Source organism: uncultured Sneathiella sp. (assembly GCF_963976355.1).
In the GTDB taxonomy this organism is placed as follows: Bacteria; Pseudomonadota; Alphaproteobacteria; order Sneathiellales; family Sneathiellaceae; genus Sneathiella.
In genome coordinates this window covers 648362-669112 of the sequence record NZ_CAXBKA010000001.1, presented here as the reverse complement: position 1 = coordinate 669112, position 20751 = coordinate 648362, and the positions used below count along the sequence as shown (strand labels likewise).

Annotated in this window: 21 protein-coding genes; 8 read left to right on the top strand and 13 right to left on the bottom strand. The window is 52.1% G+C overall.

All coding sequences use genetic code 11. The features are described 5' to 3' along the window. Positions 1-3 precede the first annotated feature (3 nt). The 3 genes from AAC599_RS03220 to AAC599_RS03210 are packed head-to-tail and all read left to right on the top strand — an operon-like array spanning position 4 to position 3610. Entirely contained in the window at positions 4-1029 is a 1026-nt protein-coding gene (locus AAC599_RS03220) for an ABC transporter permease (RefSeq protein WP_340148958.1), read from the top strand. After that, positions 1029-2651, top strand: a complete 1623-nt coding sequence (locus AAC599_RS03215) for an ABC transporter ATP-binding protein (protein WP_340148957.1) — start codon at positions 1029-1031, stop codon at positions 2649-2651. The genes AAC599_RS03220 and AAC599_RS03215 overlap by 1 nt, the downstream gene beginning before the upstream one ends. Positions 2652-2680: 29 nt before the next feature. Then, positions 2681-3610, top strand: coding sequence for a glyoxylate/hydroxypyruvate reductase A (locus AAC599_RS03210; protein WP_340148956.1), 930 nt, complete (start codon positions 2681-2683; stop codon positions 3608-3610). Positions 3611-3613: 3 nt separating this feature from the next. On the opposite strand, the gene AAC599_RS03205 is transcribed toward AAC599_RS03210, so the two are convergent. From AAC599_RS03205 to AAC599_RS03160, 10 genes are all read right to left on the bottom strand, one after another. After that, positions 3614-4996: a leucyl aminopeptidase family protein gene (locus AAC599_RS03205; protein ID WP_340148955.1), complete on the bottom strand. Its 1383-nt coding sequence runs from the start codon at positions 4994-4996 to the stop codon at positions 3614-3616. A gap of 105 nt (positions 4997-5101) precedes the next feature. After that, positions 5102-6073 (bottom strand): TAXI family TRAP transporter solute-binding subunit, encoded by a 972-nt coding sequence (locus tag AAC599_RS03200; RefSeq protein WP_340148954.1) that lies wholly within the window; start codon positions 6071-6073, stop codon positions 5102-5104. A 127-nt stretch (positions 6074-6200) separates the two neighbouring features. After that, positions 6201-7193: a response regulator gene (locus AAC599_RS03195; protein ID WP_340148953.1), complete on the bottom strand. Its 993-nt coding sequence runs from the start codon at positions 7191-7193 to the stop codon at positions 6201-6203. Continuing rightward, positions 7193-7594, bottom strand: coding sequence for a PilZ domain-containing protein (locus tag AAC599_RS03190; protein ID WP_340148952.1), 402 nt, complete (start codon positions 7592-7594; stop codon positions 7193-7195). The genes AAC599_RS03195 and AAC599_RS03190 overlap by 1 nt, the downstream gene beginning before the upstream one ends. A gap of 114 nt (positions 7595-7708) precedes the next feature. Continuing rightward, positions 7709-8464 (bottom strand): hypothetical protein, encoded by a 756-nt coding sequence (locus tag AAC599_RS03185; RefSeq protein WP_340148951.1) that lies wholly within the window; start codon positions 8462-8464, stop codon positions 7709-7711. Beyond that, the gene (locus AAC599_RS03180; protein ID WP_340148950.1) at positions 8439-8972 is read right to left on the bottom strand and encodes a hypothetical protein; all 534 of its coding nucleotides are present in this window, start codon (positions 8970-8972) and stop codon (positions 8439-8441) included. The genes AAC599_RS03185 and AAC599_RS03180 overlap by 26 nt, the downstream gene beginning before the upstream one ends. Before the next feature lie 135 nt (positions 8973-9107). Further along, a complete protein-coding gene (locus AAC599_RS03175) occupies positions 9108-9284 on the bottom strand; it encodes a hypothetical protein (RefSeq protein ID WP_340148949.1) in 177 nt (58 codons plus the stop codon). Between the two features lie 298 nt (positions 9285-9582). Then, the gene (locus AAC599_RS03170; protein WP_340148948.1) at positions 9583-10050 is read right to left on the bottom strand and encodes a MarR family transcriptional regulator; all 468 of its coding nucleotides are present in this window, start codon (positions 10048-10050) and stop codon (positions 9583-9585) included. A gap of 102 nt (positions 10051-10152) precedes the next feature. Next, on the bottom strand, positions 10153-10578 hold the full coding sequence (locus AAC599_RS03165; RefSeq protein ID WP_340148947.1) for a heme-binding protein: 426 nt from the start codon (positions 10576-10578) through the stop codon (positions 10153-10155). A gap of 53 nt (positions 10579-10631) precedes the next feature. After that, on the bottom strand, positions 10632-12809 hold the full coding sequence (locus tag AAC599_RS03160) for a malate synthase G (RefSeq protein WP_340148946.1): 2178 nt from the start codon (positions 12807-12809) through the stop codon (positions 10632-10634). 143 nt (positions 12810-12952) lie between these two features. Here AAC599_RS03160 and AAC599_RS03155 point away from each other — a divergent pair, with 143 nt between their 5' ends. After that, entirely contained in the window at positions 12953-13753 is an 801-nt protein-coding gene (locus AAC599_RS03155; protein WP_340148945.1) for an IclR family transcriptional regulator C-terminal domain-containing protein, read from the top strand. A 16-nt stretch (positions 13754-13769) separates the two neighbouring features. Here AAC599_RS03155 and guaD read toward each other — a convergent pair whose 3' ends face one another. Both guaD and AAC599_RS03145 read right to left on the bottom strand, forming a co-directional pair. Then, on the bottom strand, positions 13770-15107 hold the full coding sequence (gene guaD / locus AAC599_RS03150) for a guanine deaminase (RefSeq protein ID WP_340148944.1): 1338 nt from the start codon (positions 15105-15107) through the stop codon (positions 13770-13772). Beyond that, positions 15104-15592, bottom strand: a complete 489-nt coding sequence (locus AAC599_RS03145; protein WP_340148943.1) for an Lrp/AsnC ligand binding domain-containing protein — start codon at positions 15590-15592, stop codon at positions 15104-15106. Before AAC599_RS03145 ends, guaD begins: the two co-directional genes overlap by 4 nt. Before the next feature lie 219 nt (positions 15593-15811). Here AAC599_RS03145 and AAC599_RS03140 point away from each other — a divergent pair, with 219 nt between their 5' ends. From AAC599_RS03140 to AAC599_RS03125, 4 genes are all read left to right on the top strand, one after another. Beyond that, complete coding sequence (locus AAC599_RS03140) at positions 15812-17059, top strand: ABC transporter substrate-binding protein (protein WP_340148942.1); 1248 nt, start codon at positions 15812-15814, stop codon at positions 17057-17059. 79 nt (positions 17060-17138) lie between these two features. Beyond that, on the top strand, positions 17139-17969 hold the full coding sequence (locus AAC599_RS03135) for an ABC transporter permease subunit (RefSeq protein ID WP_340149060.1): 831 nt from the start codon (positions 17139-17141) through the stop codon (positions 17967-17969). Further along, entirely contained in the window at positions 17966-18817 is an 852-nt protein-coding gene (locus AAC599_RS03130) for an ABC transporter permease (RefSeq protein ID WP_340148941.1), read from the top strand. Before AAC599_RS03135 ends, AAC599_RS03130 begins: the two co-directional genes overlap by 4 nt. Continuing rightward, the gene (locus tag AAC599_RS03125; RefSeq protein ID WP_340148940.1) at positions 18814-19854 is read left to right on the top strand and encodes an ABC transporter ATP-binding protein; all 1041 of its coding nucleotides are present in this window, start codon (positions 18814-18816) and stop codon (positions 19852-19854) included. Before AAC599_RS03130 ends, AAC599_RS03125 begins: the two co-directional genes overlap by 4 nt. On the opposite strand, the gene AAC599_RS03120 is transcribed toward AAC599_RS03125, so the two are convergent. Continuing rightward, positions 19851-20726, bottom strand: a complete 876-nt coding sequence (locus AAC599_RS03120) for a helix-turn-helix transcriptional regulator (RefSeq protein ID WP_340148939.1) — start codon at positions 20724-20726, stop codon at positions 19851-19853. The two genes, AAC599_RS03125 and AAC599_RS03120, sit on opposite strands and share 4 nt — an antisense overlap. Positions 20727-20751 lie beyond the last annotated feature (25 nt).

Genomic DNA, 20751 nt, shown 5'->3' with positions numbered 1-20751 from the left:
TCCATGCAGCTCTCCGCCATCAATCAACGCCGACTGAAAAATTTCAAGGCCAACCGCCGCGGCTATTGGTCGATGATCCTTTTTGTTCTGCTCTTTGTAATTTCGCTCTTCGCGGAAGTCATCGCAAATGACAAGCCGCTTGTCGTTTCCTACAAGGAGCAGCTATATTTTCCCTTTCTCATTGCCTACCCCGAAACAGCCTTCGGCGGAGATTTTGAAACCGAGGCGGATTATCGGGATCCTTTCGTTGCCGATCTCATAAATCAGGATGGCTGGCAAATGTGGCCCCTGATCCGTTACAGCTATTCCACCATCAACTATGATCTTAAGACCCCCGCACCTTCTCCGCCGGATGCGGAGAACTGGCTTGGAACCGATGATCAGGGACGCGATGTCCTGGCCAGAGTAATATACGGGTACCGTATCTCTGTCGCCTTCGGCGTAATACTGACAATTTTCAGCTCCATTATCGGTGTCTCCGCCGGTGCCGTTCAGGGATATTTTGGCGGTTGGGTTGATCTGATATTCCAGCGCTTTCTCGAGATATGGGGTGGCATGCCGAGCCTCTATATCCTGATCATTCTCGCCGCCCTCATTGAGCCGAGCTTCCTGATCCTGCTGGGATTACTGCTCCTGTTCAGTTGGCCAAGCCTTGTAGGTGTAGTGCGGGCCGAGTTTCTGCGCTCCCGCAACTTCGATTATGTCCGGGCCGCCCGCGCCCTGGGTGTGCGCGACGGTGTCATCATGTTCAAGCATCTGTTGCCAAATTCCATGGTGTCCGCGCTTACCTTCCTGCCCTTTATCCTGACCGGTTCCATCGTCAGCCTCACATCGCTTGATTTTCTTGGGCTTGGCTTGCCGCCGGGCTCCCCCTCGCTTGGAGAACTGCTGGCTCAGGGCAAGGCCAATCTGCAGGCACCATGGCTCGGGATCACCGCCTTTTTGACACTGTCGATCATGTTGACCCTCGCCTTTTTCATGCAAGAGGGAATCAGAGACGCGTTTGACCCGAGAAAGACATTTCAGTAATGGCGCTAGTTGAGATTAACGATCTTTGGGTTACCTTTAAATCCGACGGAAAAGACATTCCGGCCGTTAAGGGTGTCACGTTCAATATTGAAAAGGGTGAGACGGTGGCCGTCGTTGGGGAGAGCGGATCAGGCAAATCCGTGACAGCGCTCAGTATTCTTCAGCTTCTGCCCTACCCGATCGCCAAGCATCCGAAGGGCTCTATCAAAATCGATGGGCAGGAGGTTGTCGGCCGACCGCAAAAGGAAATGCGGAAATTCCGCGGAAATCATGTCTCAATGATCTTTCAGGAGCCGATGACATCGCTCAACCCGCTGCATACGATCGAAAAGCAGATTAACGAGACCCTGCTTGTACACAAGGGCATGAATCAGAAGGACGCCTCGGCGCGCGTTCGGGAACTTCTGGATATGGTGGGTCTCGACGCGATTGACGAGCGTCTCAATGCCTATCCACATCAATTGTCCGGAGGTCAGCGTCAACGCGTCATGATCGCCATGGCGCTTGCCAATGAACCGGACCTGCTCATCGCGGATGAGCCGACGACGGCGCTCGATGTAACAATCCAGGCCCAGATACTTGAATTGTTGCTGGATTTGCAAAAGCGCCTTGGCATGGCGATATTGCTGATTACCCACGACCTTGGAATTGTCCGCAAAATGGCGAAGGACGTTTGTGTCATGACGAACGGCGAAATCGTCGAGGCAAATACCACCGCCGAATTATTTCGTCGCCCGCATCATGAATACACAAAAATGCTGCTCGAAGCCGAGCCGAAAGGGCTTCCTCTCCGCAAGAACGATGCCCTGCCCGACGTAATCTCTTGCAAGAATCTGAAAGTTTACTTCCCTATCAAAAAAGGGCTCTTGAAACGGACCGTCGATTATGTCCGCGCGGTAGACGACATTTCACTCTCGGTAAAACAGGGACATACCGTCGGAATCGTCGGCGAGAGCGGCTCAGGAAAATCAACACTCGGCCTTGCCCTGCTGAGGCTTACATCTTCTGACGGAACCATTCTGTTCAACGGCAATCCTATCCAGCATTCCACCTGGAAAGAACTACGCCCCCTGCGATCAGAAATGCAGATTGTTTTTCAGGACCCATATTCCAGCCTCAGTCCCCGCCTATCGGTAGGCCAGATTATCGAGGAGGGGGTCATCGTTCATGAAGGTCGCGGCGATCGACTGGAGCGACGAGAGCGCATCTCGGAAATCCTGAAAGAAGTCGGTATTCCGCCCGAAGCGCAAGATCGCTATCCTCACGAATTTTCCGGTGGACAGCGGCAACGCATCGCCATTGCCCGCGCCCTCATCCTGAAACCTAAATTCATTGTACTGGATGAACCGACGTCAGCATTGGATATGTCGGTTCAGGCGCAAATTGTCGATCTTTTGCGGGATCTGCAAAACCGGCATAATCTGACCTATCTGTTTATCAGCCATGATCTGAAAGTTGTGCGGGCCATTGCTGACAGCGTCGTCGTCATGCGTAATGGCAAGATTGTCGAGCAAGGTCCATCCGCACAAATCTTTGACAATCCTGAAACAGCCTATACAAAGGCACTGATGAAGGCGGCGTTCGACCTTGAGACCGCCGCAGATGGTGTCGTAAACAAATAAGATACCGGAACAAGGTATCGGAGACAAAAATGGCCCTACTATTCAAGAGTAATATTGACCGCGCTGACTGGTGGCGCCGTGAACTCGGGAAATACATTCCGGACCTTGATGTCCGGATTTGGCCCGATATTGGCGACCCGGACGACATTAAATATGCGCTGTGCTGGAAAATGCCGCATGGGGAACTGGCAAAGCTGAAAAACCTCCGCGCTGTCTATTCTCTTGGGGCCGGTGTCGATCACCTTCTCGCAGATCCGGACTTTCCACGTCATTTGCCGTTTTCCCGAGTTGTTGATCCAAACCTGACCGGGCGCATGACGGAATATGTTGTCCAGCATGTGTTGAACCATCACCGCTTCTGCCATGCCTATGACGCACAACAGCGCGCGCATGTCTGGAAGGAGCATTTCGCTCCTTTCGCAAGCGAACGCAAAGTCGGCATCCTGGGTATGGGAGAACTTGGCGGCGGTGCTGCGGAAGCGCTTAGTTTTCTGAAATTCGATGTCGCGGGGTGGAGCCGTTCCGAAAAGAAGATTAACGGAGTGGAGAGCTTCTTTGGTGATGACCAGCTTGATGCTTTTCTTGCGCGTTCGGAAATTCTGGTTTGTCTACTTCCCTTGACGCCGCAAACAAAAAACATCCTGAACGCCGACCTGTTTGCCAAGCTGCCGAAGGGGGCCGGTATCATTAACGCCGGGCGCGGGCCGCATCTTGCAGAGGATGACCTAATCCCCGCACTGGATAGTGGACAACTCTCGGCCGCAACACTTGATGTGTTCCATGTCGAGCCGATGGCTGAGGATCATCCATTCTGGGATCATCCGAAAATTCGGATCACCCCTCATGTCGCAAGTATCTCCGATCCGGCAAGCGTCGCCAGACTAGTCGCGGAAAATATCATCCGCACTGAAAACGGCGAAGAACTACTTCACGCAGTTGATGTTGAAAAGGGTTACTAAGAACTAGCTGGAGTATCGTTTTTCAATCAACGAAAACAATGCGCGCATGGCAAATGCCTCCCCGCCGATGGGGCGGCCGGGGCGGCTTCTGACGTTATAGGCCATAACATCGAAATGAACCCAGCTTGAAGCATTTTCGACAAATTCCTTCAGGAACAGCCCCGCAGTAATGGCCCCGGCATATCCGCCGCCGGAACCTGAATTATTGATATCAGCGATTTTACTATCGATGAGATTGCGGTATTCATCCCAAAGCGGCATCCGCCAGACGGGATCTTTTTCACGCCGCGCATTTTCTTCAATTGCATCAAACAATGCGTCATCGTCAGTAAAGGTCGCCGCGATTTCCGTTCCCACAGCTATACGCGCCGCGCCGGTCAATGTGGCCATGTCAATCAGCAAATCAGGAGATTCCTCATCCGCCGCCGATAGCGCATCTGCCAGAATGAGCCTTCCTTCGGCGTCCGTGTTGCCGATTTCAACCGTTTTCCCGTTCCGGCTGATCAGGACATCGCCCGGGTGAAACGCATTTCCGGATATCGCATTTTCCACAGCCGGGATGAGTACACGCAACCGAACAGGAAGGTTTGCGGCCATAATCATATAGGCCAACCCAAGAACCGTCGCGGCGCCCCCCATATCCTTCTTCATCATCAGCATGCCCGCCGCTGATTTGATATCAAGACCGCCGCTATCAAAACAGACGCCCTTGCCGACCAGCGTGACTTTCGGGGCGTCCTTATCCCCCCATGTGATGTCAATAAGCCGGGGAGCATCCGCCGCTGCGCGTCCCACTGCATGGACCATGGGAAAATGATAGGTCAGGAGATCATCTCCGATAATGTTCGTCTGTTCCGCCTCAAACTCACCGGCAACCTGAGAGGCCGCAGCTTCGAGGGCGGTGGGGCCCAGATCGCCCGCCGGCGTGTTGATAAGGTCCCGCACCAGCGTCATGGCTTTTACCGTGCGGTCAATCTTGTTTTCATCCGCTGCGCCCGGCAAGACCAGTGTCGCGTAGTTTTTCTTGTTCTTTTTATAACGATCAAAATTATAGGTGCCGAGAGACCAGCCCGTCGCCAGATTTGTGGCCTCTGCTGCATCGAGTTTGGCATCAAGGGCGTATAAGCCAACCGGCAATTGCGCTGGCAAATCGGCCAGAGACCAGATATCCCAATCTTTGTCCTTGACGAAGACAATCGCATCGATCCCTTCATCCGTTCCCGGGAGAAGGAGAAATTTTCCATCTTCGGGCTCAAAATCGTGGGCTTCAATCCAATTTTTATACGTACCCGGCTGCGATGCGAGCCAACTATCAAACTCTGCCTTTTCGACAACGATAATGGATTTCGGGGTCGTTTCTGGGGTCGTGACAATAAAGGGGGGCACGATCTACTCCTCTAACTTTTGACAACCCTAACAAGGCTATCGAGAGACGGCAACAGCCGTTAATGAATATGAGAAAAGCAGCCTATAAAATTTCTCGCCGACTTCCTAGTCAGTAAGAACCCCTATTTCTCGATAATATCGTTCCGCGCCGGGATGTATTGGGGTGCTAACGCCTTTAAGTGCTGTTTCGGGTAGGATAAGCTTTCCCTTCTCATGCCCACGGTCCAGCAGATGCCGGTTTTCCGGATGCCATAGAGCCCGCGTCATTTCATAGACCAGCTCTTCCGGCATACCCGCGTTTACGATCCACTGGGTAGTGACCGCAAGCGTTGGCACAGATCCCAAATCCCGGTAGGTTTCTGCCGGTATTTCAGAATCGGAATAGTATGGATGCTCAGAGAGAAATTTCTCCGCGACTTCCCCTTCAATGGGCAAAAGATCAATCTTTCCGGCATCCGCCAGCTCGGAAACCGCCGTTACAGGATAGCCCGCGACAAAGAAGAACGCATCCAGAGAATCCGTTAGCATCAGGGTGACAGCCTTGTCGGGATCCGCGGTCACAGCATCGATATCCTTTATTGACAGTCCATAGGCCTTTAAAATCTGCTGTGCATTCTCCCGCGTACCAGACCCTGGAACGTCAATTGACACCCGCTTGCCTTTCAAGTCGCCAACGCTTTCGATGTTGGCCCCCTTGCGCACAACCAGATGGATATCTTCCGGATAAAGATTGGCGATTACCCTGATCGATGTGACCGGATCGTTCTTGTGAAAAATGCCTTGCCCCTTGTAAGCCGCCGCAACCATATCCGACTGGGCCAGCGCCGTGTCGAAACTTCCATTCGCAACGCCATGAATATTGGAAACGGATCCATGGGTTGTCTGGGCCGTCGCGATTAGGCCCGGAACGCCACAGGAACCACCTGCCTCACAAGGACGGCTGCCCGGAGGGTTGGAAATGACAGACGCGATCAGCGTGCCTATGGGGTAATAGGTCCCCGCTGTCGATCCGGTGCCAATACGCAGGAAAGTGATACTTTGCGCACTGGCAGCTCCAAAGATGAGACAAATAATCAAGAGAAATGAAAAGAATACCCCGGCACGCGTTGACGGTCTTGCGATTGAAATGATCCTACCCTCCTGATTTTCTAGGCTAAGCTTTAATATTGATAATAGTCCTCAAATTTCAGGAGCAAAGTAAGAACTAGTCAAAAACAGGAATATTTACTTCATTTTCCGAGGGGGTGCCCATATTTTGCCGGGTTTGCTTGTTCCTCAACTGACTTGAAACATCCCGGATGTCAAAAGCCAGGCTTGCCGTATGATGTACTTCCATGCAGGCCTTGTGAATGGCGTAGGGAATTTGTGACAACAGTTCGCGATCCTTATCAGAAAGAGCGTGCCCCTCGACATCGATGGATTGCAATAAATCGTCCAATGCATCGCTGAGGGAAGTAACATGCTCAAACTTCGTTCCCTTGACGACTGTCGCGAGCCCCCCATTCCGGTCCTGCATTGCAGCAACAATCGCCCGCCGATCCCGTGCCGAGCCGGTTGTGCCAAACAAAAGAACCACCGCCGAGGAAAGCCGCATTAACTGCTCAGTGTATATCGAGATCTTCCGCTCATTTACAACTTTCATCGCGAGCTGAATGGCTTCTGGTGTCGCCGACAATTCCGGTCGGTTTTCCGCTTTTGCCTTCAGGGAATTAGGAACGATAATTGCTGGCATCGCGCTCGGAGTCCTCGCCACAAGACGCCTGTCAGGGCCAATATAATCTGCGGTGACAACAAACGGCTTACGCGTTGCGACCAAACGTTGGATGCGCGAGACAATCTGGCTGCGAGACATCGGTCGGGTAATCAAGTCATCCGCGCCGGATTTCATCACCCTGTCGACGACTTCAGGCGCAGAATTCCAGAGCGACAAAACAACATTCACAAACGGATCCCGTCCAATCTTGTGACGCCGAATTTCGTGGATGATCTGGTGGGTGTCTGCATCGGCTATACCCGTTTCCGCGAGGATCAGATCGAATTCTCCGGTCTGAGCCTTGTCCTCAAATTCAACGAGGTGCGCACAGGCAACAACCTCCCCAAAGCCGGTATTCAACAGCGCGCTTCGCGTGTTGTGTCGCATGGCCGGATCAGGATCAAAAAGGAGTACTTTTACGGCCTGGAACTGGGTGTCTGCCATCAGGGGGCTGTATTATCAAATCCGGGAATGAGTTCCTGTAATTTCGCAAGAATTTTTGCCGGGTCTTCTGAAAACTGCAGTCCAATCTTGTTTCCACGGCGCCAGACAAGATCACACCGAAGGGCACCGAATTGAGACGCTTGCAACAAGAGATTGTTTTTCTCAAAAAACAGACCCTCGACATCTATCCGCGCGCCATTGGCCGATATATCCTTGATAATTCCACTCACTTCACGTTCTTCCTCGTGAAGGCAGGCATGACCGCGTTCCGCGCGGATAGTCGCGGGCCACCGGACGTCGGCCCGGCGATACCGTCTATCTTTCGCGCTGCCTGTCTTGACGTGATCGCTTTCGACTTCAAGCGCTCTCAGCATTTTCTTGATATCTTTCGCAATGATCATCTCAGTTCTCTGTTTTCCGAAGGCTGTATTTTCAGCCGGAACAAATCTGTTCTTTGACCCTGCTTAACTTAATCAAGAAAATCTTAATAATTCGCAAATAACTAGATTCAATGCTTACCAATCTGTGCATTGTGCCTGAGTTGCTGCATAGGCAGCAGGCGTATCGATCAAATCATTTGCCGCCATGCGCGCCGCATTGAATTCCTTTAGTAGGGGATCAAGCTCGAACATCAACCGATTGACGATGGAACGCCCAGCATCTTTAGAGCTTTTTGTGTAAAACGGTCTGACCTCGGCTGCCCGTTCTTCCAGCTCCTTTGTGATTATTGGAAGATATTCTTCTATGACACGCTCGTTTATTCGGACATGCTCCATCTCATGTGCAAAAACCGCCTTATAGGCGCAACTGCTTTTCCGGTATTTCCGGTCGATATAAACATTGGTTTTTCTGGCACCGAATGTGAGCCTAACCCAGTCAAGACGCAGACAGTTTTTTCCGCCCCTCAACTCCGCATGCTTGGTCGCAACGCCCAGGCTTGGTCCTATTGATGAATGGGTCAAACCGAGAAGATTTGCATGGCGCAGCGACTTTGCAAAACCACTTTTCTTGGCAATTTGCTCAATCTGCTGAGATGATTTTCCATGGTCCAGCCGAGGTTTGTTCGATACAACCTCGATTTTGACGTCCGGCTTTTTCCAGATTGCAAGACATTCCTTATCCGTCTCAGCTAGTGCGCTTGCAGGCCACAAGAAGAGGAAAGCTGCAAAAAAGGCATAGCCGCAGCGGATATCTTTCTGGCGCATAGACATCCATTTTGGAATTTTGGTGTACAGGGTTTCAAAACTAGCCGAATAACGCATTGATTTCATCCTGGTCGAGATTTGCCTCGCCGGTCTCGGTCGACATACTGAATGACTGCATGTGCGCCTCCCGGAGTTTACCGTTTATGATGGCGCCGGCATTGTCGATTAGCTCCCGAATGATTTGACATTGATGTTCAGCAGCGGCTCGGACATTTTGCACGCCATCAAGTCCCTCGCTCGTCCCAAGGCAACTTTGTAAAGACCTTATTTCGGTATCCAGTCGCCGAATGGTGGTTTCGAATGGCTGCTTATATTCCGTCGGGGAAAATGCGTAGGCCTCTATCGCCAGTTCTTTGTCGGCAATACCACTCGCGGCAAAATGATCCTTATAGCTGCAGGGACCCCAGCCGATAAATTCATCGAGCATGTCCGGCATATCCATAACCAGCTCAGCGAGCATCAGGGCTTCGTTGAAATGGTTGAGATAATCCGTCGCCAGAAGAGTGACGTCATTTACATTCGTATTTCGGGCGCGTACGCGATAAGCTTCCAGCGTACCTGTCTCAATACTCATCCGGAGTCGTGCCTTACCTTTCGGGTCAATCATATCGACCTGTTCTAAGGGGGAATTTATACACCATTTCATTAAGGAAGTGTTCTCGCAGCCCAAAATGGCAGAATTTAGCCAATTCGGCCTATGGGATTGACCCTAGTCGAGAAGAGCTGTCGTCTCAATTGGCAAGGTGTTTTTATCTCCTTGCAGGGGCTCATGGACGAGAAACGAGACGGAAAGCAGAGCGGTCAACACGAAAACCGCAGAGGACAAGAGGAATTTGGAATAACAGCTTTTAACGGAAAGTGCTTTGTTAAAATCGCGAAACATCATGCCCATGTCGTCCCCCTTTTCTTGCGTTGCTCTCCACGAGCATCGCCTTCGCCTGCTGTTGGAAACAGTATATGGGAGGACGCCATTCTCAACTAGCGTTTTGGTTGCTATGTGTTATTTTTATACACTTTTAAGGACGTATTATTTTGCGTGCATAAAATTGTATTAATGCATTCACAAGATATGGTTGCCATCTCACCGAAAACAACAATTACTATCATTGCCGAGGTCGCCGATCTTTTCAAACGATGATACCTAACAGGCGAATCAGACGCTTGTGAAGACAGCCTGCCACTGCTTAAATGATGTCATGAAATCTTTTAAGAAGATCGATCAGCCGGGCATGGTCCTTCGCGCCCAGGCCGGTAATTACCTGTGCTTCGATCTCTTCGGCCTTTTCTTCAAGCACCGCAAGTTCCTTCTCTCCCTTCTTGGTCAATCGAACAGCATAAGCGCGCTTGTCGCCCTTCACCGGCGCGCGATGAATCAAGCCGTCCTTCTCAAATTTATTCAGGATGGGAACAAGCGACGAGCGATCCAGACCCGCAGCTTCTGCAATAGCGCTCTGGGTTCTGCCCGGATTTTCATTGATGATGGCCATGACAGAAAACTGGCCCGTTACGAGTTTCCGGCCCGCAGCGGTCGCAAACCTGCTTTGCCCTCGCAGGATCGCCTTGCGCATATGAAACCCAACGATGCCCTCCAGCGCCGTCATCTGCATTTCATCGGAAAGCTGCTTTCCGTTTTTGGATTTTTCCGCTGACATTGCGCTCCGCCGGGCTCCTGCTTTCGCTCCATAGTCGACAATGACTCTGCCGAGAGAATTGTTATAGCCACAGAATATAGCGAAGCACAAGGGAGCGCGAGACTATTCCATCACGTCATAGAAATGTTCTAGTCCGGCCTCGGCGCATTCCATGTCTTGCGCCGGTGTGCCCGAGCTCAACCCGATACCGCCGACGACCTCTCCGTCAACAATTACCGGCAGTCCTCCACCAACAGAAGAGAGACGCCCGCCGACTTCAGTGTGAATACCGAACGCCAGGTTCCCAGGGACATTCACGGCGTTATACTCATGGGTAGCTTTTCGCGCTGCTGCAGCCGTGTAGGCCTTGTCCGCTGAAATGGTAATGCTTGTCACCTTGCCGCCGTCCATCCGCTCGAACGCAATCAGATTTCCGCTCTCGTCGACAATCGAGATACACATCGGTACACCGATTTCTTTTGCCTTCTCGCGGGCACCATGAATAAGAATAAGTGCGTCTGCATGGGACAGGCGTTTAATATTGAGCATTTTGCCCTCCAATTAGGAATATAAATATCTATTTCTTAGCTGCTTAACCGACGCTATTGGGCCTTTGCCTCTAAGCGACGGGCATGCAGGATAGGCTCAGTGTATCCACTCGGTTGTGAGCGTCCTTCGAATACGAGATCACAGGCCGCCTTGAACGCAACTGACGTATCAAAATGCCCTGTCATTGGCTTATACAACGGATCCCCTGCATTTTGCCCATCGACAACCCCTGCCATGCGCTTCATGGTTTCCAGGACATCTTTTTCACTGCAAATTCCATGATGCAGCCAGTTTGCAATATGCTGACTGGATATGCGCAATGTCGCCCGGTCTTCCATAAGGCCAATATCGTTGATATCCGGCACTTTGGAACATCCGACCCCCTGATCGATCCAGCGGACCACATAACCGAGTATGCCTTGCGCGTTGTTGTCCAGTTCGGCCTGAACTTCTTTTTCAGAGAGGTTTGCTCCTTTGAGAAGCGGTGGTGTCAGAATGCTTTCAAGGCTTGCCCGACCCCGCCGAGCGATTTCCGCCTGTCGGTCCTTGACAGAGACTTCATGGTAATGAAGCGCATGAAGCGTCGCCGCCGTCGGTGATGGAACCCACGCGCAATTCGCGCCGGCCTTCGGATGGCCTATTTTGACATCCATCATCTTTGCCATCTCGTCTGGCATTGCCCACATTCCCTTACCGATCTGGGCATGGCCGGGCAGGCCGGTCTCAAGTCCTATGTCGACGTTCCAGTCCTCATAAGCCGCAATCCATGGTTCCCCCTTTGCGTCATCCTTCCGCATAAAGGTTCCTGCTTCCATACCGGTATGGATTTCATCCCCTGTCCGGTCCAGAAAGCCCGTATTTATGAAAAATATCCGTTCAGATACAGCGCGAATACATTCCTTTAGATTGACCGTTGTCCGCCGCTCCTCATCCATTACGCCAACTTTTATTGTGTTGCGCGGCAGGCCAAGGCCATCTTCCACTGCCGCAAACAGATCATTGGTGAACGCGGCTTCTTCGGGGCCATGCATTTTTGGCTTCACGATATAAAGGCTGCCCGCACGACTGTTTGAATAGCGGGCGTGACCTTTCAGGTTATGTAGTGCCGCCGCCGTTGTCATAACGGCATCCAGAATCCCTTCCGGAATCTCCTTGCCTCCGCTATCCAGCACGGCATTGGTCGTCATCAGATGGCCAACATTCCGAACGAGAAGCAGGCTCCGTCCATGCAATGTCATCTCCCTGCCTGCCGGATCCAGATAAACGCGATCCGGGTTCAATGTGCGGGAAATCATCTTCCCGCCCTTTTTGAACTGATCTTCCAGATCGCCTTTCATCAAGCCGAGCCAGTTCCGATATACAAGGGCTTTATCTTCGGCATCGACGGCAGCGACAGAATCCTCACAATCCTGAATGGTAGACATCGCCGATTCCATCAATATGTCCTTCACTCCTGCGGGATGATCCTTCCCGACCGGGTGATCCGGATCAATCAGGATATCAAGATGCAAACCGTTTTTGGTCAAAAGGACAGAAGTAAGCGCATCATCTTCAAGATAGCCTGCGAACTGCTTCGGATCGGCAAGCCCTGTGACGGAGCCATCCGCCAGTTCCGCTTCCAATTGCTTTTGCCCGCCCGTCTCTTTCAACCGATAGGCGCGAACATCTTTATGTCCACCCTTGGTGAGTGGGGCCGCGCGATCAAGGACGCCAAAGCCATAGTCGATGACGGCAAGCCCGCGTTTGGGATTATAGCTGCTTCCTTTTTCGCATCCGTTTTCTTCAGACAGGACATCCGTGCCATAGAGGGCGTCATACAAGCTCCCCCACCTGGCATTTGCTGCGTTCAGCGCGTACCGGGCATTCATCACCGGCACAACAAGCTGTGGACCGGCAACATCTGATATCTCCGGGTCGACATTGGCTGTCGTTACTTTAAAGGCGGGGCCTTCCGGAACAAGATATCCGATTTCCTGAAGAAAGGATTTATGGGCCTTCGGATCATGAGGTTTGCCCTTGGCAGCGAGATACCAGGCATCGATTTTTTTCTGCAGCTCATCCCGCTTCTCAAGAAGCAATCGATTGCGCGGCCCGAAATCTGCAACCAGGTCAGCCAGAAGCATCCAAACCACTTGTTCTTTAAGGTCAAGGCCCGGTAGGATTTCCTTTTCAACAAGGTCGGCAATTTCCGTCGCAACCTGAAGGCCGCTTTTTGTCACACGCTTTGTCATCTGTCCAATCTCGCCCGTGATAATAAAAAATTCTCAGGCAGCCTGCAAAACCCTGCCGGCCGCTGATCAGCGGAGCGATATTGACAGTCTCGGGAAAGAGAATAAACTAATAATGGAAAGATTTTCACATTATGGAATTTATGATGTCGGCCGAAGCATCCACCACACAATCAGTCAGAACGGGGCAGGTTCAATCCTTGACACGGGCGCTATCCATACTGAATGCCATTGCCGACAATCCGCCCGGCCTCTCCCTGACGTCAATTTCAAAATTGCTCAAGCTTGCGCCCTCTACCACACATCGCCTGCTGACGACGCTGCAGGAGGAGCATTACGTGCAATATGACCGGGATGGCAGCCTCTGGCAGATTGCCATGCGGGCGTTTGTTACCGGAAACGGTTTCCTAACATCGCGGGATCTCGCAACCGTGGCGCGGCCCTATATGCGCCGGTTGATGGAGCTCAGCGGCGAGACGGTCAATCTCGCCATTGCAGATGAAAACAGGGTTATTTATCTCGCGCAGGTCGAAAGCCGGGAAATGATGCGTGTCTTTTCAAAACCGGGCAACCATGTCCCGATGCACTGTTCCGGCGTTGGAAAAGCTATCTTGATGGCGATGAGGCCAGAAGATATTCAGCGGATCATTGCCAACAAGACGCTTAAAAAGCTGACGGATAAAACGATAACGGATACGCAAATGCTCCTGTCAGAGCTGGAGGAATCATGCAAGCGCGGCTTCGCCATGGATGACGAAGAACATGCCATCGGCCTGCGCTGCGCCGCAGCGCTTATCTATGATGAGCATGCGGAGCCGTTAGCGGGGCTGTCAATTTCCGGGCCTGCTGCCCGCATTTCGCAGGAGAGACTGAAAGAGCTTGGCCGCATAACGGTGGGTATCGCCGCCGAAATCACAACCGCGCTTGGCGGCAAGCATCCCAGATAAAAATGAAATTATGTGACTAAATTCCGATGAATCTGGTATCGCCGGTTTCATGGTTCCGCTCATAGACCAGCTCTCCGGCGACGTAAGTCGCGCGAGTTACCCGGTCATCTCCGAGCATCACCAACGCGAAAAGCTGTTCTTCCAGTGTCTCGGCATGATCCAGGCGATAGTCCAGAATAGGTGTCGCCTTGAGATCAAGTACTGTAATATCAGCCTCATATCCCTCTGCAAGGCTGCCAATCCTGTCTTCCAGATACAGTGCCTCTGCCGCCCCTCGAGTAATGAGATAAAAAGCTTTATGCGCATCCAGCGCGAAGCCGTTCAGCTGCGCGATTTTATAGGCTTCGTTCATACTGACGAGCTGGGAGAAATTTGTGCCACCGCCAAGATCCGTGGCAAGGCCGACCCGCACAGGCGAAGTTCCTGTCATGGCTCTTTCAAGCTGGAAAAGACCGCTTCCCAGAAACAGGTTAGAAGTCGGGCAATGTGCAATCGCTGTTCCCGTTTCCGAAAAGATACGAAAATCCTCTTCCGTAAAATGAACAGCATGGCCAAAGATCGCCCGTTCTCCAAGCTGGCCATAGTGGTCATACACATCTACATAGCTCTTGTGGTTCGGATACAGTTCCTTTACCCAGTCAATCTCCGCCTTGTTCTCCGAAACATGGGATTGCAAGTAGGTTCCCGGATGCTCCTGCCAGACGGCTCCGGTCATCTCCATTTGCTCTTCCGTACTTGTCGGAGCAAAGCGCGGGGTGACCGCATAAAGCGCACGTCCCTTCCCATGCCATTTTTCAATCAGCTTTTTCGTCTCGTCATATCCGGTCTGCGCTGTATCTTTAAGTCCAGTTGGCGCAAATCTGTCCATCAGGGCTTTGCCGGCGATGTTCCGCATATTGAGTTTCGCCGACTGCTCAAAAAAAGCGTCGACGGACTGGGGATGGACTGTGCAGAACACGGCGGATGTCGTTGTTCCCGCGCGCAACATTTCCTTCAGGAAGACCTTCACCGATCTAACGGCGTAGTCCTTGTTTGCAAATTTCTGCTCGGTAATAAAAGTGTATTTATTCAACCAATCAATCAGCTGCTTTCCATAGGCGCCAATCATTTCTGTCTGAGGATAGTGAACATGGCAGTCGATAAACCCCGGACAAATAAGGGCGTCTTTGTAAGCCGTGACAGTTACGCCCGGACCGATCTCCTGCAGGATATCGGAAGCAGGGCCGAAACCGATGATATGCCCTGCCTCGATGACAATCAGGCCATCCTCTTCATACTGAAGGCAATCGGAAACCGGGTCCGCAAAGGGATTGCCCCGATAGGAAAGACACCGACCCCGGATTGCCTTTTTCATGGCACTTTCTTTCCTGTTGAATCGGAAATCGCCAGCGTAACCTCATCCTTGACAACCTCCATAACCACATAGCTATGAGTCTGCATCACATGGGGCAATTGCGAAATAGCCGCACCCAGCAACTCGCGATAGGAGGCAATATCCCGGGTCCTGATTTTCAGGAGGTAATCATATCCACCGGCAATCATCATACAGGATTGTATTTCAGGAATCTGCCGTACCGCATTGTTAAATTCTTCAAGCGCCTCGGCAGTCGTGGTCGAGAGCTGAACCTGCACCATGACCACATGAGCGGCCTCAACCGTTTCAGGATCAAGCGCCGCAAAATAACCCCGGATGATGCCCGCTTTTTCGAGCCTTTTCACTCGCTCGGCGCAGGGCGTCTTGGTCAGATTGACGCGGCGGGAGAGATCGACCAGAGAAATACGGCCATTCGCCTGGATTTCGCGAAGGATTCTGTAATCTGTCCTGTCCAATGCCAGCATTCGCTACCTGCAACGTCCCGCAATCTCGGATAAATGAATCAGGTTCAAGTCTAAGCCGTTTCCTTCGGAAAAGACCAGAAAATTTCCCCGCATAGCTTACCTTCCGACGATCTCGAAAAGTTGTAGAGGTTTGACCAGTATTATGCGGACGTAACGACGCGACTTGTTTAGGATGTCCGAAAATAATCTTTGATCTGACGATAAATGGAACCTGAGACCATGCGACGTAACCTGTTTGCCAATTCTGTAATCGCAACCCGCCTTGCCGCCTTTTTAACCCTCCTTGCCATCATGGCTCCCCTCATGGCTAAAGCAGCAGACAAAAAAAGCTTCAACAACTGGGAAGAAGTGGTTGAGGCTGCGCGCGGCGGGACGGTGAACTGGTTTATGTGGGGTGGCGCGGATAATATCAATGAATATGTGAGTGGCTATATTGGAAGCGAGCTTAAGGACCGCTACAATGTTACCCTGAAACGGGTCGGGATCAACGATACGGCGGAAGCGGTCAATATCGTTATCGGGGAAAAGCAGGCAGGAATTGATGATGCCGGTTCAGTTGATCTCATCTGGATCAATGGCGGAAATTTTCGGACGATGAAGCAAGGTGATTTGCTGTATTGCGGCTATCACAGTCTGCTTCCCAATAACAAGCTCGTCAACTGGCAGGATCCGTCCATCGCAAATGATTTCGGCCTCCCGGTAGATGAATGCGAGGTTCCCTGGAACCGGGCACAATTCGCGTTCGCCTATGACAATGCGCGCACTGAGAACCCGCCAAAGAGCATCGCGGAGCTCATTGACTGGGTTAAAGAAAGCCCCGGAGAATTCACCTATCCGGCGGCAACGGATTTCAATGGTAGCGTTTTCGTAAGACATGTCTTCTATCACGCCGCAGGAGGACCAGAAGCATTGCTCGGGGACTTCGACCAGGAAAAATTCGATACCATTGCCCCAAAAGCCTGGGCCATTCTGAATGAGATGGAACCCTATCTCTGGCGGGAAGGCGAGACCTACCCCAACGCCATTGCCAGTCTCGCCCAGCTATTCGCCAACCGGGAAGTCGCGCTTTATTTCGATTATGACCCGGCAATATTCGGAATCAATGTTGAAAATGGTATCTTTCCGGAAACGACACGCTCCTATGGTCTGCAAGACGGAACCATTGGCAACACCAACTATGTCGCCATTCCCTATAACTCGCCGAACAAGGCCGCAGCGATGGTCGCCGCCAACTATCTGCTCTCCTTCGATACGCAATACGAAAAAGCGAAATCCAACGTTTGGGGTGCGGCACCGGCAATTGATGTAACCAAGCTGGATGACGATGCCGCCGCGCGTTTTGCAGCCCTTCCCAGGCATCCCGCAGTTGTTGCCCCCGAGGTTCTTGCCCGTAAATCTCTTCCTGAACTCCATCCCGACTGGATCAGCGCAATCGAGAAAGGATGGCAGGAAAATGTCGGTAACTAGTGCGCCAATCCTGCCCGCTTGTGCGATAGCGGGTTGATCTGTAAAACATCTTATGTTTGAGCGATGGAAAATTCCGTTGATGCTGTCTCCGGCATTGCTGATAGTCTGTGGACTTTTTATCGGCGGGCTCGCTCTCGGACTTGTCGGAAGTCTGGGTTATATGCCCCTTATCGGACAGGAAACCTTTAATCTCGATGCTTACCAACGGATTCTGTCATCGGAGCGATTTCTTCTCTCATTCCTGCTGACTTTCCATATTGCTTTCACCTCCACGGTTATTGCCTCCCTGCTGGCACTTGGGACCGCCCTAATCCTCCGCCAGAGTTTCCTCGGTCGATCCGTTGTTAATTTTCTCTTCCAGATTAACCTGACCGTGCCGCATCTGGTGGGAGCCGTCGGCATCCTATATCTTTTTTCCCAGTCCGGCGTTTTTGCCCGGCTTGCCTATGAATTTTCCCTGATTTCCAGGCCGTCAGAGTTCCCGGCCATGATCTTCGACCCTCTGGCAATTGGGATAATTATGCAATATGTCTGGAAAGAGGTTCCTTTTATCGGCCTGATCCTGCTGGCAAATATGCAGACAATTGGCCGTGATTATGAGGCCGTCGCCCAATCGCTCGGGGCCAGCCGCTGGCAGAGTTTTCGCCATGTTCTCCTACCCCAGTTGATGCCGGGCCTGCTGACAGCAGGGATGATCGTCTTTGCCTTCACCTTCGGCGCCTATGAAATCCCGGCCCTGCTCGGTCAGAGTTACCCTGCCGCCCTGCCGGTACTTGCCTATCAGGCTTTTACCGATGTAGACCTTAATGCCCGTCCGGAGGCTCTCGCCATGGCAATGATTATCGCCCTGCTGAGCGCTGTCATGATCTATGGCTATGCGCGGTTCGCACGACGGTATATTCGAAAATGAAAAAGCATATTCAAGGATCGAACGCGAGAGACAACCGGGAGCGCGGATTATCAGGACTGGCCTGGCTCTCTCTCGCCCTGTTGATAAGCTGGTTGATACTTCCCCTCGTTCCGCTGGGTCTCTGGTCAGTGAGCCGAAGCTGGTTCTTCCCGGATCTTCTGCCCTCTTCATACAGTCTACGGGCCTGGAGCTATGTGTTCTCGACAACTTCCGAAGTCCTCCCCGCGCTTGGACAAACCGCATTGATTGCGCTTGGGTCAACTTGTATTTCCATGATTATTGGCGTTCCGGCGGGGCGTGCGCTCGGGCTCTATCAGTTTCGCGGCAAGGCCGTCATTGAGATTCTCATATTGGCGCCAATGATCGTGCCCGGCATCGCCGTTGCACTCGGTCTTCATGTCGTATTCTTAAAGTTGGGGCTTGCGGGGTCTGTTATCGGGGTCATGATAGTTCATTTGATACCCACGCTGCCCTATATGGTGCTGGTCATGTCCGGGATATTCTCCAATTACAATCCTGCTGCGGAAGCACAGGCCCGAAGCCTTGGCGCCAATCCGTTTCAGGCCTTCTATTATGTAACACTGCCCGCCATTCTGCCTGGCCTCATCGTCGGGTCATTATTTACATTCCTTGTCTCCTGGAGCCAGTATATCCTGACGCTCCTGATCGGCGGTGGGCGAGTCGTGACTCTGCCGCTGCTACTGTTTAATTTTGCAAGCGCAGGCCGCAATGACATCACCGGCGCCATCAGCATGATCTATATTCTGCCAGGTATCCTTTTACTGCTTTTTGCCGCGCGGCACCTGACCGGACACAACAGCAATATTGAGGAGATGCACCGGATATGAGCGACCTTGCGCTCGAACATCTAACAAAAGTCTATCCTGGCTCAGAAACACCAGCCGTAGACAATGTTTCCCTTGAAGTTGAGAGCGGTTCCCTGACGGCATTGCTTGGGCCGTCGGCCTGTGGGAAATCTACAATTCTGAAAATGATCGCCGGATTGCTTACACCAACCTCAGGCGATATACGGTTTTCCGGCAGCTCCGTACTCAGACAACCACCACAATCCCGCGATGCGGTGATGGTTTTTCAGGATCACCTTCTCTTTCCCTATTTGACGGTGGGTGAGAACGTAAGCTTCGGCCTTAAAATGAGGGGGAGGCCCAAGGAGGAAATCGCCAGCGCCGTCCGAGAAATCCTGGAGCTGGTCCAGTTGAGCGGCCTGGAGAAGCGCAAACCTTCAGAGTTATCCGGCGGTCAGCAGCAACGGGTAGCGCTTGCACGAGCCCTCATCCTGCGCCCCAAAATATTATTGCTGGATGAACCATTTTCAAATTTGGATGAAAGCCTGCGTCTGGAGATGCAGGCATTGCTGAAATCACTTCACACGGAAATGAAAACGACCATGCTCTTCGTGACCCATGATCAGGAAGAGGCAATTACGCTGGCCGATAAAATAGCGCTTCTTCTTTCAGGTCGGCTTCGCCAGTATGATATCCCGCAAAATCTGTATAACCACCCGAAAGACCGTGAGGTAGCGCAGTTTTTCGGGGCCCGAAACTTTATCTCAGGCAGGGTTGAAGCAGGAAAATTCGATTGCCCGCTCGGGCAGATCGTCCTGCCCGAAAATGCGCCCGCGGACGGCAGACTTTTAACCATCCGGCCCGAAAATATTGTAATCGGCTCTGGCGCAAGGTCGGATAACAGCTTTCCGGCAACGATAACATCCAAAAAATTTCTTGGTAGCCAGACGCGGCTGGAACTCATTGCAGCAGAACAGGAATTGAGTGCCTTGCTGTCACCGAATACGGCGGAATCGCTTCAAACCGGAACAGAGGTTATCATACAGCTTCCCCGTCAATCGCTTTGGGTCCTACCTTAACGCAGGATATCCATATAATCGACAAGCCTTCCCGCGACTTTGTCTGGCGCGACGTCTGCGTTCCGAATCAATCCATCAAAGTGACCCGTCAGGGCGCGGATATGCTCCACCGAATTTATCAGGAGATACATGTTACCGATGTAGATGGCCGCCCTGAGAGGGCCGAACAGGGTGTAAGCGGCCGAATAATGCTTACGCGCATCGAACAGGAAAAGACGAAACGTCGGGTAGAGTTCCTCGGTCAGCCGGATCATATGCTCCATCTGATCTTTCCGCACATGACGGGGCACCTGACTCCAGTTTCCTTCTCCCTTCGCGAGCTGCTCAATCGACTGAAATGGCATGCAGACTTCCATATCCGTCTCCGGCCGCCTTGAATAGCTGAGCTGATCATGCATCTGCTGCTCTTTCGCCTCACGTTCGATTTTTGTAAAATCGCCGAATTCATAGCTTCCGATTTCATCGGTCCGCAAGAGATCGGGCAAGGTCGTCGGCACATAGCGGATTTTATATCCCATGGCTTCACGGTGCCATGTCGCCAGCTTGATGCTCGCGGAAGCCTCCGTAACCCGCTCAATCTCGATCATTGGTACTGCTTCGCTTGCCACCTCGTCATTGGCGATCAGCCCCATCAGCCAGTCGACGGAAACGCCATAGGTGCGGGCAATCGTGCAAAGCGTCTCCGCGCGCGGCAGCCGGGTCGAGCCGGGCGCCAAAAACTGGCTCAATGCGGAACGGTCGATACCGACGCTTTCGGCAAACTGGCTCAGATTGAACCCTTTTCGCGCCAGGAGGAGGGCCATTCTGTCCCGAAACGCTTCGGCAACGTCCCGCTTGTCTATATGTTCGATGCCTGAATGTTGTGAATTCACAGCATAATCCATATTAAGTTATATA